We start from the raw sequence: 14,528 nt of genomic DNA on the forward strand, positions 1-14,528 counted from the left end.
ACACCTGTGTTCCCTGGTAAGGTGAAGGGGACGAAGCCATCTCTTCCCTCTTACTCCTCATCGAATTCCTATCGATTTTCCAGTACTTTCCTTGGGAGAGGGGGATAGGAATGGGGACCACAAACTATGCCGCTCTGTCTTTCCCATATATGAGGGCCAGGAAATTCCCTACCACTGGAGATGGGTTCTTTTAGTGGAGATAGATTAGTAAGTCCGCGAAATAGGGGGTACGGTAACGAGGATCCCGAATACTTACCCCTTATCCTTTAAATGGGAGATACGTTCTTTGGCCTTTTGAATTAGTTCTTCATCCTCGGAAGAAGTAATAATCTTTTCGTAGAGCTTGAGGGCATCGGTTTCTTTACCCAATTCTTCATTGATCCTTGCAACCTGGAATTGGGCCTGGATCACCCAATTTTTATAAGAGGAGTACATATACATCACTTTAGAGAATTCCCCCAGGGCTTTTTCAAGGTTACCCAAAGTTACATAACACTCTCCAGCTCTAAACAGAGCCTCCACTACCAGATCACTATCCCATCGGCTCTCTTCAACTTTTTCAAAAGCATTGACGGCCTCTGAGCATTTACCCAGCCGGGTGAGGGCATATCCCAATCTCAAATTGGTTTCGACATAAGTGGGATCTTGGGGATATTCCTCCGCGGCTCTCCGAAGGATCTCGGCAGCTTCCTGATATCGTTCGGTTTTGATTAACGACGTACCCCAACTTAATAAGACCTGGGGAGCTAACTTATATTTTGGAGCTTCCGATAAGACCTTCTGATACAGCTCAGCAGCTTTTGTGTAATCGGATAACTTAAAGTAAGAAGTTGCAGCGCCATACAAAGCATCGGCCCGGTACTCACTTTGGGGATACTGCTGAATCAATTTCTGAAATTCTTGAACTGCATTTTGATAATCATTCAGTTTAAAATAACACCAACCTATCCGGTATTGAGCATCATCCGCCCATTGGCTTTGACCGTATTTTTCGACAACCTGGCGATAAGCCTGCAAGGCCGAGGAATAATCTTCTTTCTGTAAATACTGTTCTCCCAATTGATATTGAACTGAAGCACTGAGAGGTTGATCGGGATATTTTTGCAGGAACTTTTGGGATGCCTCTATATAAGCATTCAGATCGCCCATTTTATAGTAGGTCAGTCCCAATCCATATTGGGCATCTATAGCTTCTGGGCTATCTGGAGCCGTTTCTATGATCCTTTGGTAATATTTCACGGCCTCTGCATACTCCTCCAGGTTATAATACGCATCGGCTATCTTTAAGAGAGAATTAGGTACCAACTCGCTCTGGGGATACTGATCCACCAGAGTTTGAAAAGAAGAAATAGCCTGACGAAAATTCCCCTTTCTAAAGTGAACCCATCCTAAAAGATTATAAGCATCGTCGACAAGATCGTCTTTGGAATGTTCCTGGATAAGCTGAGTGAGGGGGATAATGGCCCGATCATACTCTTCGTTTTTATAAAAGGCATAGCCCATTCGGTAAAGAGCACTTCCTGCCAGGGGATTTTGAGGGTATAAGTCCAATGCTTTTTGATAACTCTGGATAGCCTGGGAATACTGATTCCGGTTAAAGTAGGCATCTCCCATACGGAACAAGGATTCTGCTGCAAACTCACTATCTTTATATTGGGTAAAAACCTTTTCAAATTCTATTAGAGCCTGGTCCCACTTCTCTTGTTTATAGTAAGACCAGGCAATACCATACTGAGCCGCCGCTGCCAGTGAGCTTTGGGGAAATTTGGTCAACAGGGTTTGATAAGCTTTTAAAGCTTCCGGGTATTTTTTCTGATTAAAGTAAGTCTCTCCAAGCCAATAATAAATTCGATCAGCATAACCGGGTTCAAGCGTATCCGGAGAAGCCGCTAATTGAGATAATTCCTGGGCAGCTTTATCATAGTCTTTAAGATAAAAGTAAACCAGGCCTATTCGGAACAGCGTGTCCTGCTTCATTTTCTTATCCGGTTTAAGATCCAGGACTTTTTGATAGTAGGTTAATGCTTTTTGATACTCGTTTAAATTAAAAAGGCTTTCTCCGCTCATAAAATAAACAGAAGGAAGGTAAGAACTATTGGGGTAGAGGCTGGCCAGCTTCTGATAACCTTCCAGAGCTCGGGAGTAGTCCTTCTCCTGGAAATAAATCTGGCTTAATTGAAACTGAGCTTCTTCAGCATAGGAAGAGTTCGGGTATTGGGCAAGTAACTGATTTAAGGTTTTAATTGCCTCAGGAGTTTTCCCCATTTCGGCCTGTAAACTCCCTATTTGATAGAGGGTTGAGGGAATCAGCTCACTTTGAGGGAATTGACTCAGCAGTTCTTCAAAGGTAGAAAGGGCAGGCTCCAGTTTCTTCAAATTTAAATAACTCCACCCAATTCCATAGAGGGCGTTATCCTGGAAGTCTGACGACGCGGTGGGGGTTGATAGAAACCGTTTATAGGACTCGATGGCACGGTTGAAATCATTGAGATGGTAATAACTTTCTGCCAGCCAGAATGAGGCTTCACCTACATATTTATCTGAAGGGTAATTTTGAAGGTACTTTTCGTACGCTTCCGCAGCTTCCCGATACTGACCTGAATAAAATAGACTTTTGGCGATATTATAACTGGATGAAGGAACTAATTTGCTATGGGGAAATTTAGACAGAACCGTTCGAAAGTAGGTCAATGCCCCAGGGTAATCTTTAAGTTCCAGGCGACACCAGGCCAAGGAGTAATAAGCATAATCCCCTAATTCATGGTCGGGGAAGCTATCTACAAATTTTTTAAAAACATCCGATGCCTCCTGAAATTTGCCTTGCTTAAAGAGAGATTCCCCAAGCCAATAAGAAGCGTCTTTCTTTTTTTCACTTTGAGGGTAGGCCTCTAGGAGGCGTTGAAAGGTCGAAGCAGCCCCGGCATAATCTTCCAAAAGAAATTGAGACCGACCCAGTTTGTATAACGCCTGATCGGGGATATGGATGGCAGGATCCATTTTTTGCTTACTACTTTCAGCTTTCTGAAAACCTGCAAGGGCGGCTTGATAGGCTTTGATGGCTTCTGAATATCGTTTTTGAGCAAAATCACATTCCCCCATAAGAAATTGAACATAAGGGGCCCGAGGACTTTTAGGAAATTTATTTAAAAATTTTTGAGCCTGATCTTTTGCAGAATCGAAAAGACCGTCTTTATAAAGACCGCCCAGAATGGTATAAACTTCATCTTCGGTTTCAGCGGCCCATACGCTAACACTCAAAAAAAGGAAAAAGAGAATACCTCCTAGGACTTTACCGGATGTCATATTATTCTAGAATATCCAGATACCGCCGCGCATTGTTAGCCAGCTCACTTCCCTCGGGAGCCAATTTTAAAACCTCTTTAAATTGTTTAATAGCTTCTTCTCTTTCACCCAATTTCATATAAGCAAGTCCCAGATTGGAGTAGGGTTCCACGTAATTGGGATTGATCTCAACGGCCCGTTTAAATTTCTTGATGGCTTCATGGACCCGATTAAGACGAAAAAGAGCCACCCCATATTTATTCACGGCCCAATCAAAATCCGGGTAAAGATTGGTCGCGATCCGAAATTCTTCCAAAGCTTCCACCAAATCTCCTTTTTCCAATAAGGCATATCCGATATTGTAATGAGCCAGGGCCGGGGTTCGATATAGTGGATCACTTAGAGCAATGCGATACTCTTTAATAGCCCGGTCCCACATTCCCATTCGGGAATAGGCGGCACCTAAATTATTATGGGCTTCTACAAAATCCCCATTCAACTGGATCGCTTTCTGAAAATTCTGCGCTGCGGTATCAAATTTCTCTTCTCCAAAATAAACAAGACCTATAGCATTATAGATCTTGGGGTCGTGGGGATAAAGCGTTTTAGCTTTTTCTAAAGCGGCCAGGGCGTCTATCAGTTTTCCCCGATTCAGCAAAGATACCCCTAAATCGTAGTGCGCCTCGGCCTGTGCTCGTTGTTCTTCGACTTTTATTTGAGAGGCACAGCCTGTTATGATCAACGTTACAAAAATAGCCGGATAAACTACTAAAACTTTAACGATCATCCTAACCCTCCTCTCACAGTACTATACCGTCTAAACGCGCTACATTAATACTCTTACAGCCCTTACCTTAATTTTTACAGAACTCAACCGAATTTGTCAATAAAGTTTGTTGATAAATTTATCCCTTTTGGTTTAAAGCTTGCATATCTGATCTGGTCTAGATTTACTCGCCTTTGTGATCTTGACAAATCTTGACAAGGGTGAATCTCTTGAAGTAAGAATATTAAGAACCAGGCAAATACGTCAACGGCTTTTTGGACAGGATTGGACTTCTTTATGGAGTTAACAAAGCTTTTGAAGGAACTGAAAGAGGCCTTGTACCAAATCTACCGGAAAACTTTTGTGGTGTTTACCTCCATGGCTCTTATGCCAGGCAAGGGGAGGACCTGGAATCGGATATAAAGTTGCCATTGTCTAACCAGAGATGAGAAAAACCAGACGCATTTTCCTTGACGTTTTGACCTGCTGCCTGTATGTTAAGTAAGCGTTTAGTTGTGGGGGAGCCCTTATGAATACTCCAAAGAGAGCCCTTATTAGTGTTTCCAATAAACAAGGAATTGTAGAGTTTGCTCAAGCCCTTGATCAAATGGGATTTGACTTGATTTCTACAGGCGGAACGGCCACGCTGTTGTCAGAGTTCGGGCTTTCCGTGAAGCGGGTCTCGGATTTAACCCATTTTCCGGAAATCTTGAATGGCAGAGTTAAAACACTTCATCCTATGATCCACGGGGGGATTCTGGCGAACCTGGAAGACCCTCAGCATGTTAAGGAAATCTCGGAGCAGGGAATTTTACCTATTTCTCTGGTGGTAGTTAACTTGTATCCCTTTCGGGAAACCGTATCAAAACCGGCCGTTACTTTGGAGGAAGCTATTGAAAACATTGATATTGGGGGGCCGACTCTTCTTCGTGCAGCGGCAAAAAATTACCGAAATGTTACCGTCATCTGTGATCCCCGGGATTATGGAAAGGTTTTGAATGAACTTAAGCAGCATTCTGGAACGGTAAGTCTGGAAACCCGGTTTAAATTGGCCTATAAAGCTTTTGCCCATACGGCTTCTTATGATATCACCATTACCCGCTATCTTTCTTCCACCCTTACCTTTCCCGACTATTGGTTTTTGGATCTGGAGAAGGTACAAGATCTCCGTTATGGTGAAAATCCTCATCAGCGGGCGGCCCTTTACAGAGATTTATCTGTTGCAGGCCCTTCTCTAACCAAGGCCCGGCAACTTCAAGGAAAGGAGTTATCTTTCAATAATATTTTTGACCTGAATGCCGCCCTGGAATTAATTTTAGAGTTCACGTCGGAAGGAGAATTATTCCAACCGGCGGCAGCCATTATTAAACATACAAATCCCTGTGGTGTTGCTCTGGGACAGTCTCTTGCTGAAGCATATCGTCGTGCCAGGTCTTGTGATCCGGTTTCGGCTTTTGGGGGGATTGTGGCCTTAAATACCACCGTAGATGTAGAAACGGCTCAAGAACTGACCTCAACCTTTATCGAGGCGGTCATTGCTCCGGCGTTTGAGGAAGCAGCCCTGGCTGTTTTACAGAAGAAAAAAAATCTAAGGGTGCTCTGCTTGGATTTTTCTACTCTGGCCGGGGAAAAGTATGACGTTAAAAAAGTTTCAGGAGGTGTACTGATCCAGGAAAAAGATGTCTTAGATTTAAACCCTCAGGAACTTAAAGTAGTGACTAAGCGTCAGCCAACTCCTCAAGAGATGAAAGGATTACGGTTTGCCTGGAAAGTGGTAAAACACGTTAAATCCAACGGCATTGTGTATGCTACTGAAACCGAGACGGTAGGTATCGGGGCCGGACAGATGAGCCGGGTAGATGCTTCTAGAATAGCGATTATGAAAGCACAACGGTCGCTTCAAGGAACCGTTGTGGCATCTGACGCCTTTTTCCCATTTCGGGACGGGGTCGACGCAGCCGCAGAAGTAGGGGCTACGGCGATCATTCAGCCGGGAGGGTCTCTACGGGATCCTGAGGTTATTGCCGCAGCTGATGAACATGGAATGGCCATGGTTTTTACACAGGTTCGGCACTTTAAACATTAGGGTAAGGGTTCGTCGTCTTTCGTCCGTCGTTGAAGGTTTAGAAGGATGGGTTATTAACAACGGATAATGGAGGATGGACAACGGACGTTTATGGCTCCACATACCAAGCAAGATGTACAAATCGATGTAAAAGGTGGGTTTGTTAAATCCCTAGAAGATGGAAAAGTTCTCATACGAGCTCTGGGGTTTGAGATAGTTATTCGGATTGTATCGATCGGTCATACCTGTTTAAGACCTATCCAGATAGAGCTGGAAAATGTTGCAGGCAATCGGGTTCAAGTATTAGAAAAAGACCAGCTTATAAGCCCCCTAGAGCGAAGCCCTCGAAGTATTTGTTTTCAGGTAATACCCGGAATTAAGAAAGAGATAGTTGTTAAGACGGAGCTTCCTGAAGAAGATATTCGCTTTATCATCTTCGGAGATAATCATGCCGTTCTTCCTAATTTACGGGAAATTGTTGAGACTGCAAATCGGAATCAGGTCCATTTTGTAGTGCCCAATGGAGACCTGGTTCACAGCGGACGTGTAGAAGAATACCATGAGATCTTGAAGGAACTTAATCGGCTGGAAATGCCTTTTTTTACATCCATCGGGAATCATGATAAACGAGTTCGAAACGGGAGAAAAAACTATAAAAGCTTTTTGGGTCCTTTTTATTATGCCTTTGATTACGGGGAAGTTCATTTCATAGTCCTGGATAGCTCCAGGAAACGGGGGATTGATCGATTCCAGTATAGATGGCTAGAACGGGAGTTGGAGGCTTCTCGTGGAAAGCGGATTATCGTTTTTCTACACCGCCCGGCTTTTTGTCCAGGATATGGATACGCCTGTTTTTCAGATCCTTTTAATACCAGAAAGTTTGTAGATCTCATGGAGAAATACCGGGTTGAGGCTGTTTTTAGCTCTCACATTCATATTTATGAGAACTTTACCCGAAACGGGGTTCGCTATTTTGTGACAGGGGGAGGGGGGGGCGTCCTCTGGCAGACCAGCACTTTCCATCACTATCTGCAGGTTTTTGTTAAAAAAACCGGTATCCACGTAGAGGTTATCAAACTGCCGACTCCAGAAGCCCGGTTAAAAGAACGCCTAAAAGAAGGAATTAAGTTCAATCTGGAGTTTCATCTGAAGAAAAAACGCCAAATGCGAGCCCAGAGGCGAAAGAAATACTTGGAGTGGTTAGGACTTACTCTAGCTGGCGTAGGAATCCTTGGATTAAGAAGATTAAGAAGACGTCTTCCTATTCCTAAAAAATAAAGGGTGGTTATTTCCATATCTTCTCAATGGTCATAATTTCAGATGCCGTAGGATAAAGCCAAAGCATTTTGCTATCGGAAGCCATCACGGAGCATTCGGAATTTTTTTCGCTGGGATGACAACCCGGTTGATGAGTCAGGCCTAAAGCGTGGTACAGCTCGTGTTTTGTAACCGCTACCATGGCCGATTTTATTTTCTCCACAGGTTCTTTAAACTCCAAAACTTTATTATACCCTATCACGGTTAGATCCGAAAGTCCAAAAATAAAGGACTGAGGGTGTGCAACCAGGCATTCGATATAGTCATATTTATCATCTTCATACGTTGGATCGAGTCCCCAAAGTTTCCATTCTTTATCTACGATGAGGGTTATGCCAGGGTGCGTTCGGATCAAATTCAGAAGGGTTCGGCCTCGGGGTGATCCCTGTACAGCCTTTAAGTAGAAAGAGTCGTTATAAAGACCCAAAAACAGGTCTGCACCTTCTGTCCATTCTACCACAGATAGAGGAACGGCCGAGGTAAAAAGAATTTCTCGATCCAGCTCGGAGATGGCAGATTTAAAAATGTTATGGACATTTATCTGATAAACCTTCTCCTCCATTTTAAACTCTCGCATGGGAGGCCCCAGGAGAAACACACTAATCTGCCCTTGAGACTTCCACTTATGAATTCTCCCCAGAGGCATTTCTTGAGCGGAGAGGATGGAAGAATAAAAGCCCAGGATTAAAAGGATTATCCCAACCATTTTTATAAGATGTTTCATACCTTTACCCCCTAAGAAAACCCGATTCTAATTCTTCTCTGTATCCTTTTTATACTTTTTCAGATCCTTAAAGGATACAAAAACTCTAGAGGATACAAAGACTCTCCTGACAGGTTTGCCTTTAAATATATTTTATACCTTTTAGCTCGACAACGGTAAATCAGGTTTTAACCTTAAAAGCTCCATAGGAACCACTGGTTTGTAGCCACTAAGCCTGTAGGAGCGGCCTATGAAATTCTGGCATGGTTTTGATACCCGGTTTACTCCTCTGAAGCTAAAAGATCCGGGGGTGAGACTCTGTTGGCTACAAATAGACTGTCCTGCCGGTACTTTTTCGGTAATTTAACAGGGTTGAGTTAGATAGATCTATATTTTTGGGCCAGTCTCTGAAAATCTTCCCAGGCTTCCCGTTTTTTAGAGGGATCCCTGAGCAAGTAAGCCGGATGAAAAGTTGGTAACACGTCAGCATCCAGGGCTTCATATTTAAGCCATTTTCCTCGGATTTTGGTGATGCTTTCCTTTATCCCCAGTAAAGCCTTTAAGGCTGGAGATCCAAGCGTACAGATAATCTTTGGCTTGAGGAGTTTAAGTTGCGCAACCAAAAACGGATTACAGGCATTTATTTCGGCCTGGGTAGGGGTTTTATTATTGGGTGGTCGGCACTTAATCGCATTGCAAATATAAACTTCCTTTCTGGTTAAGTTGATGGATTGCAGCATCTTATTCAAAAGCATTCCAGACTTACCAACAAAAGGAATCCCCTGTCGATCTTCTTCTTCTCCAGGAGCTTCTCCGATAAAGACCAGTTTAGCTTGAGGATTACCATCTCCAAAAACTACCCGGGCATGACTGCAACGGGAACACCGAAACTTTTTAATATGGTCTTCAAGCTCCGAAAGGGAAGTAAACTCTTGCACAGGTAAATTGAATAAATCTCTATCGGCCATGTAAACAAGCTCCTAAGTTAAGCATCATAAGATTAAGGGTTACCGAACCTTGCTCGAACAACCACCGATTCTGGATCCCATAAGCTTCTTTCTCTCGCAGGGTCCAGCTTTCACAATCGCTTTTCCCATCGAATTTCCCACTTACCTGCTGAACATAATGCACAAGCTCGTGGAGCAAGACGCTACGCGCCAAAACACTTCCCTTTAGATCTAAAGTATCATCGAGATAAATTTCATTGGTTTCCAATGAAAACCATCCCAGAATTTGACAAGGCTTATGACAGGCCTTTTCCTCCAGAACCGCATGGGGAACCAGATGGACTATGGGGAGTTGCTCAGGAATAGGATACCCGCCTAATAGTTTGATCGATGAAAGCAAGATTAAGATCAATTCGTTCATACCAATACCTTTTGTTTAAGATTATATCACGTTTCATTTCTTCTTTATAACTTTTTTGTAAGTATGCAAGTGAAATGCCACAACTTATCCTGGGGAAGCTTATGCTGGATTAAGAACCTTTTTATTGATAAAAACAAAAACCCGTTTTCCTAAAGAAAACGGGTTTCTTTCTCTTGGACTCGAAGTATAAGAGTCTCTATCTACCTAGGAAACAGTTTCCTACAACCCTTGGGCTATCTTTACTAAAACTCATCCCCAGGCAATCTGGATTCTTTCCTATCTTAATGTCAGGAGATAGGCCAGAAGGTCGTTCAACTGCTGTTCGTTCAACAATTCAGAGTAATTATTTGGCATCAACGAGGTTTTGGATATGATCGTTTGTTGGATTTCGCCTTTGGGAATTGCCTGAAGTTTTCCATCTGCCGTTGCCAATTCCACCGAAGAATCGTCTTCAGCTTTCTTAATTCCGGTTATATTTCGTCCGTCTTTGGTTGTAATAACCGTGGTCTCGAAACCGGATACGATGACGGCACTGGGTTTTAAAATAGATTCACGAATATAGTCCGGAGATCGGCGACCTATTTTAGAAAGAACAGGTCCCACTTCACCGCCCTTTTCCTTAGCGATATGGCAATTGGCACAAGCCTCAGCTCCCAGGATCTGGGTATCGAAGAATATTTTTTCTCCGGCAGCCGGGTCTCCCTTCACAGCGGGGGTTTCAGGGGCTGGAGCGATACCTGCGGCTCCAGAGGTTTTGGTTGCCACATGTCCTTGGGGCCAATTCTTAGGTATATCCCATTGAGTTTCATCGGGCCTTCCCGGGGGAAGAATTCCTTCAGATCTGGCCCTTACGTAAAGATAGACATCCCGAATTTTTTCATCATCTAATAACGTTGCCCAGGCGGGCATTCCCTTCGGGACTCTCCCCTCTTTAACGGTTTTGAAAAACTCCTCATCGGTCAGTACTTTAACAGATTCCCTCAAATTCGGTGCCAGAAAACTCCCCAGGGCATCCACCCCATGGCATCGGTAGCAGTAAACATGCCAAAACTTCCATCCGGTATAGATCTTCTGATAGAGTTCTGGAGAAGATTCTTTAGCCTGCTGGGCAGCAGCTTCTGGAATAGGTTGGAACTGGCCGATGAAAAATCCTAAAATCCAAACAATCGTTGTAAGAATCAGGATGTTTTGTGGCATTGCCGGATATACCCTTTCAAAGGGACATGTGGAACCTTGATCGGCTGCTCGTTTACCTGTCATTGTGTATTCTCCTTTCCATCAATAAGTGGAACACCGTAATCCTCTAGAATTTTTCGGATCTCAGTTTTTTTCTTATCGAGTATCTCTTCTAATTTTGCTTTCAATTCTTTATCTGACTTTCTAACCCCTATGGAAATATCATAAACAAAGGGTTGGCTATCGGGGCCCCCATCCAGGAGTGGGACTATTTCGATAGGTATGGGTTGTTTTTTTGCAAAATAACCTGCAATAGCGCCCCATACAATGGCTACATCCAGTTTACCGGCGGCTAGATCGTCGATAATCTTTCCCGGATAATTCTCCTGGGGGTCATAAAACACTTCATAGCCCACCACGTTTTTGGTAATTCCTCGTTCACTCAGCGCGATATGAGGTGGGGTATTAACGTAAACGCCGATTTTAACCTCCTTGAGAATCGGATCATCCAGAGATTTAATCTGGAAACCTTTATTTTTTGGATAGGCAATTACATAACTGGTGCGATAATAAGGCTTGGTCCAGAGGACTGGATCATACCCTTTGGGGATTCCCATAACGATATCACACATTTTGGTTCCCAGGGTGGTTCTGATAAATCCGCGTCGTTGGGGCCACCAATAATAAGTCGGCGATTCGCCTAGTTCTTTTGCCATCAATTCGGCAATTTTATTTTCAAATCCCTCCAATTTTTGGTTGGAATAAGGTAGGTTATCTGGATCGGCGCAAACCCGAAATCCACCCTTTGCCGGACCCTGCAGGTTCTGATTTATCCATTCTTCTACGGTCCATGCCTTTGGCGCTAATAAAGGTAACAAAATAACCACCATGAGTATCCCTACAGGGTTTAACTTTTTTTTATTTTTAGTTTTCAATTTAAACAACTTCTCCACTTCCAAAAACGCCATCACCCCGCCGAAGCGAGGTGATGATCTGACATATTGTAGGATGAATTTTGAAAGTTCATCCTACAATACGTAGCAGGAAAAATAATTTTTACCTTATTGTTTCTTCTCCTCAGCGGGTTGAGCTTGTGCCGGCTGAGCTGAAGCGGTTTGTGTATCCGGCAGCGAGAATACGGTTAACACCCCACCCAGTGTTGTTACCTTATCTACATCTCCGAAGGCTCCCAGAGCTCCTAATCCTGCCGTAGGATCTTCTGCACCTATTCCAGCAGCAATTCCAATTCCGGCCCATCCACCGACCCCGGAGAGGATAGCAACGTACTGTTTACCGTCAGGACCTACATAGGTCATGGGGTTACCGATGATACCGGATGGAGTTTTGAATTTCCAGAGAACCTCACCGGTCTTTGCATTAACCGCTTTTAACCAGCCTTCCATAGTACCATAGAAAACGACATCCCCGGCAGTAACCAAAGCACCTCCATAAGCTGCCAGGTTCTCTTTAATTTCCCAGACCTTTTCACCCTTGGTGGGATCCCAGGCTATCAAAGCACCTCGGTGACCCCCTGGTCCAGGATACATACGCACAATGGCTCCCACATAGGGTTGGCCCTCTGAATATTTAACCTCAACCCCTTCATAGTCCATACAGATATTATTGGTAGGAACATAGACAAGACCTGTCTGGGGTGAGTAAGCGGCAGGTTGTTGATCTTTGAATCCAATAGCTGCAGGACAGATATCCTTGGTATTGCCTTTCGAGCTGGTCCTCTTAGCAGGATCTTCGATAGGTCGACCGGTATTCAAGTCTATACCTTTGGCCCAGTTAACCGGTCCATAGGGTTTTGCTACAATCAGTTTACCGTTGGTACGATCAATGGTATATCCAAATCCATTACGATCAAAATGCATCAGCGCCTTAACGGTCTTATCCCCGATTTTAAGATCGGCAAGGATATTTTCGTTTACTCCATCATAATCCCAGGCATCATGGGGGGTCATCTGATAAGCCCATTTGGCCATACCGGTATCTGGATTGCGGGCGAAAATCGTCATGGACCACTTGTTATCACCCGGTCGCTGATCCGGATTCCAGGTCCCAGGATTCCCGGTGCTGTAGTATAAAAGGTTCAACTCGGGATCATAGGAATACCAACCCCAGGTGGTACCGCCTCCCCGTTTCCACTCATCCCCTTGCCAGGTTGTTACACCCAGATCTTTACCTTGATGATCTGGATAAGGGGCAACAAAATCGGGACCGATCAACACATCAGAATCGGGACCTGCGCTGTAAGCACGCCAAACCTGTCGACCGGTAGCCACATCATTGGCGGTTACAAAACCACGGACTCCAAATTCACCTCCGCTGATCCCGCTAATGACGACGTTCTTAATGACGAGGGGAGCTCCGGTCATCGTCATTCCTTTCTTGAAATCACCCTGCTGGACCCGCCAAATCTCCTTTCCGGTCTTTGCATCCAGAGCCACCGTAGTCGCATCGAGGGTATTCAAGAAAATCATCCCGTGCCCATAGGCTAGCCCCCGATTTACAACATCACAGCAGGCAATCGGGATTACCGCCGGGTCTTGAGTCGGAGTATATTTCCATTTGATGGGCGCTCCTTCCTTGGTTAAGTCCAGAGCATAGACATGATTTGGAAAAGCGGTGTGAACATACATGGTATCCCCAATGACCAGCGGGGCACCTTCATGTCCTCTTAAGACCCCTGTGGAAAATGTCCAGGCAACCCTTAGATTTTTAACGTTTTCAGTGGTAATCTGCTTCAGGGGACTGAAACGGGTGTTGGCATAGTCTCTGGCCGGCATTACCCATTGCTTTTCATCCTGGGACATCTTGATAAGCTCTTCACTCCCATACACCAAACTAGGTAATAACACCCATGCTACCACTAATATAACCCATAACCGTTTTACCATACTCATAATCCCTCCTTCTTCAGATTAAGGACTATGAACCCCGACCTTTGCAGGATCATAACCTTGCTTTCACCCTTATCTGATAGAGTATGTAGCATCTTACCCGAAAGATACCTTGACTCTTTACCCTTCAAAAGAAATTTGTGCTATGATCCACCTCCTTTCTTAGAAAGGATTTACATCATCTGGCTAGAAAACCCACTTCAACTTCCTAAACTTTCTTTTATTAGGTTAGGACCCGGAATTAATTAGGATTAATTGGTCAAAAGAAACCGATTTTTGTAGAACAACTTCTAAGGAACGCAATTTTATAATAAGATACAATTCAAAACTGTCAAGACAAAAAATGCTGTTTTGGAGGATAAAAGAAAGCTAAAGACAAGAGATGCCGAGGGCCGGACTCGAACCGGCACGGGTTTTAGGCCCGGGGGATTTTAAGTCCCCTGCGTCTACCAATTCCGCCACCCCGGCAAGGGAAGTAAAGTACCGACTGAAAGGCTTTTACCCATCATCCGGTACTATTTAAGGCGGGAACGGGATTTGAACCCGTGAATAACGGTTTTGCAGACCGTCGCCTTAGACCACTTGGCTATCCCGCCGAAATCAAAAAGAGCAAAAAAAATGGAGCGGGAAACGGGATTCGAACCCGCGACACTCGCCTTGGCAAGGCGATGCTCTACCAGCTGAGCTATTCCCGCACCATATCTATCTTTAATCTAAAACTCACAGGAATAAATTACAAGATGAAAATGGCTTTGTCAATTGAAAATCAAACGAAAAATGAAAGTGCACCCGGCGGCCAGATCCCTATCCAAGAGGCCTTCCCTGGTTATCAAAGAGGGCAGCCCCGAAGGGTATACTCCCCCCTCCGCCCGTCCTTGCCGGACTTCTTCGATAGCTCCCTGTAACAGGGCCTTGTAATCAACCTTGTTCCCTACGCATTTTTTT

The 14,528-nt window shown here is 44.3% G+C and carries 10 protein-coding genes and 3 tRNA genes; 2 read left to right on the forward strand and 11 right to left on the reverse strand.

What is annotated here, in order from left to right; genetic code table 11:
- Positions 1 to 252: 252 nt before the first annotated feature.
- Both VNM22_16670 and VNM22_16675 read right to left on the reverse strand, forming a co-directional pair.
- The gene (locus tag VNM22_16670; protein ID HWP48792.1) at positions 253 to 3,303 is read right to left on the reverse strand and encodes a tetratricopeptide repeat protein; all 3,051 of its coding nucleotides are present in this window, start codon (positions 3,301 to 3,303) and stop codon (positions 253 to 255) included.
- A gap of 1 nt (position 3,304) precedes the next feature.
- On the reverse strand, positions 3,305 to 4,069 hold the full coding sequence (locus VNM22_16675; GenBank protein HWP48793.1) for a tetratricopeptide repeat protein: 765 nt from the start codon (positions 4,067 to 4,069) through the stop codon (positions 3,305 to 3,307).
- Positions 4,070 to 4,577: 508 nt separating this feature from the next.
- Here VNM22_16675 and purH point away from each other — a divergent pair.
- Together purH and VNM22_16685 are read left to right on the forward strand one after the other, a co-directional pair.
- Positions 4,578 to 6,134, forward strand: a complete 1,557-nt coding sequence (purH, locus tag VNM22_16680) for a bifunctional phosphoribosylaminoimidazolecarboxamide formyltransferase/IMP cyclohydrolase (GenBank protein ID HWP48794.1) — start codon at positions 4,578 to 4,580, stop codon at positions 6,132 to 6,134.
- A gap of 90 nt (positions 6,135 to 6,224) precedes the next feature.
- Positions 6,225 to 7,391 carry a metallophosphoesterase gene (locus tag VNM22_16685; GenBank protein ID HWP48795.1) on the forward strand — a complete coding sequence of 389 codons (1,167 nt, stop codon included), beginning with the start codon at positions 6,225 to 6,227 and terminating at the stop codon, positions 7,389 to 7,391.
- A gap of 7 nt (positions 7,392 to 7,398) precedes the next feature.
- On the opposite strand, the gene VNM22_16690 is transcribed toward VNM22_16685, so the two are convergent.
- The 9 genes from VNM22_16690 to VNM22_16730 all read right to left on the reverse strand — a co-directional run bounded on the left by VNM22_16690 (position 7,399) and on the right by VNM22_16730 (position 14,278).
- Positions 7,399 to 8,154, reverse strand: a complete 756-nt coding sequence (locus VNM22_16690; GenBank protein ID HWP48796.1) for a hypothetical protein — start codon at positions 8,152 to 8,154, stop codon at positions 7,399 to 7,401.
- A gap of 356 nt (positions 8,155 to 8,510) precedes the next feature.
- A complete protein-coding gene (locus tag VNM22_16695; GenBank protein ID HWP48797.1) occupies positions 8,511 to 9,101 on the reverse strand; it encodes a uracil-DNA glycosylase in 591 nt (196 codons plus the stop codon).
- Positions 9,091 to 9,501, reverse strand: a complete 411-nt coding sequence (locus VNM22_16700; protein ID HWP48798.1) for a hypothetical protein — start codon at positions 9,499 to 9,501, stop codon at positions 9,091 to 9,093. The genes VNM22_16695 and VNM22_16700 overlap by 11 nt, the downstream gene beginning before the upstream one ends.
- A gap of 276 nt (positions 9,502 to 9,777) precedes the next feature.
- Positions 9,778 to 10,761, reverse strand: coding sequence for a c-type cytochrome (locus VNM22_16705; protein HWP48799.1), 984 nt, complete (start codon positions 10,759 to 10,761; stop codon positions 9,778 to 9,780).
- A complete protein-coding gene (locus tag VNM22_16710) occupies positions 10,758 to 11,612 on the reverse strand; it encodes a substrate-binding domain-containing protein (GenBank protein ID HWP48800.1) in 855 nt (284 codons plus the stop codon). Before VNM22_16710 ends, VNM22_16705 begins: the two co-directional genes overlap by 4 nt.
- 126 nt (positions 11,613 to 11,738) lie before the next feature.
- On the reverse strand, positions 11,739 to 13,586 hold the full coding sequence (locus VNM22_16715; protein HWP48801.1) for a methanol/ethanol family PQQ-dependent dehydrogenase: 1,848 nt from the start codon (positions 13,584 to 13,586) through the stop codon (positions 11,739 to 11,741).
- 380 nt (positions 13,587 to 13,966) lie between these two features.
- Positions 13,967 to 14,051 (reverse strand) — tRNA-Leu (locus VNM22_16720).
- Positions 14,052 to 14,105: 54 nt separating this feature from the next.
- Positions 14,106 to 14,179 (reverse strand) — tRNA-Cys (locus VNM22_16725).
- 23 nt (positions 14,180 to 14,202) lie between these two features.
- Positions 14,203 to 14,278, reverse strand: a tRNA-Gly gene (locus VNM22_16730).
- Positions 14,279 to 14,528 lie beyond the last annotated feature (250 nt).

The sequence above is a fragment of the Candidatus Limnocylindrales bacterium genome, from assembly GCA_035559535.1.
Taxonomy (GTDB): Bacteria; Moduliflexota; Moduliflexia; order Moduliflexales; family JAUQPW01; genus JAUQPW01.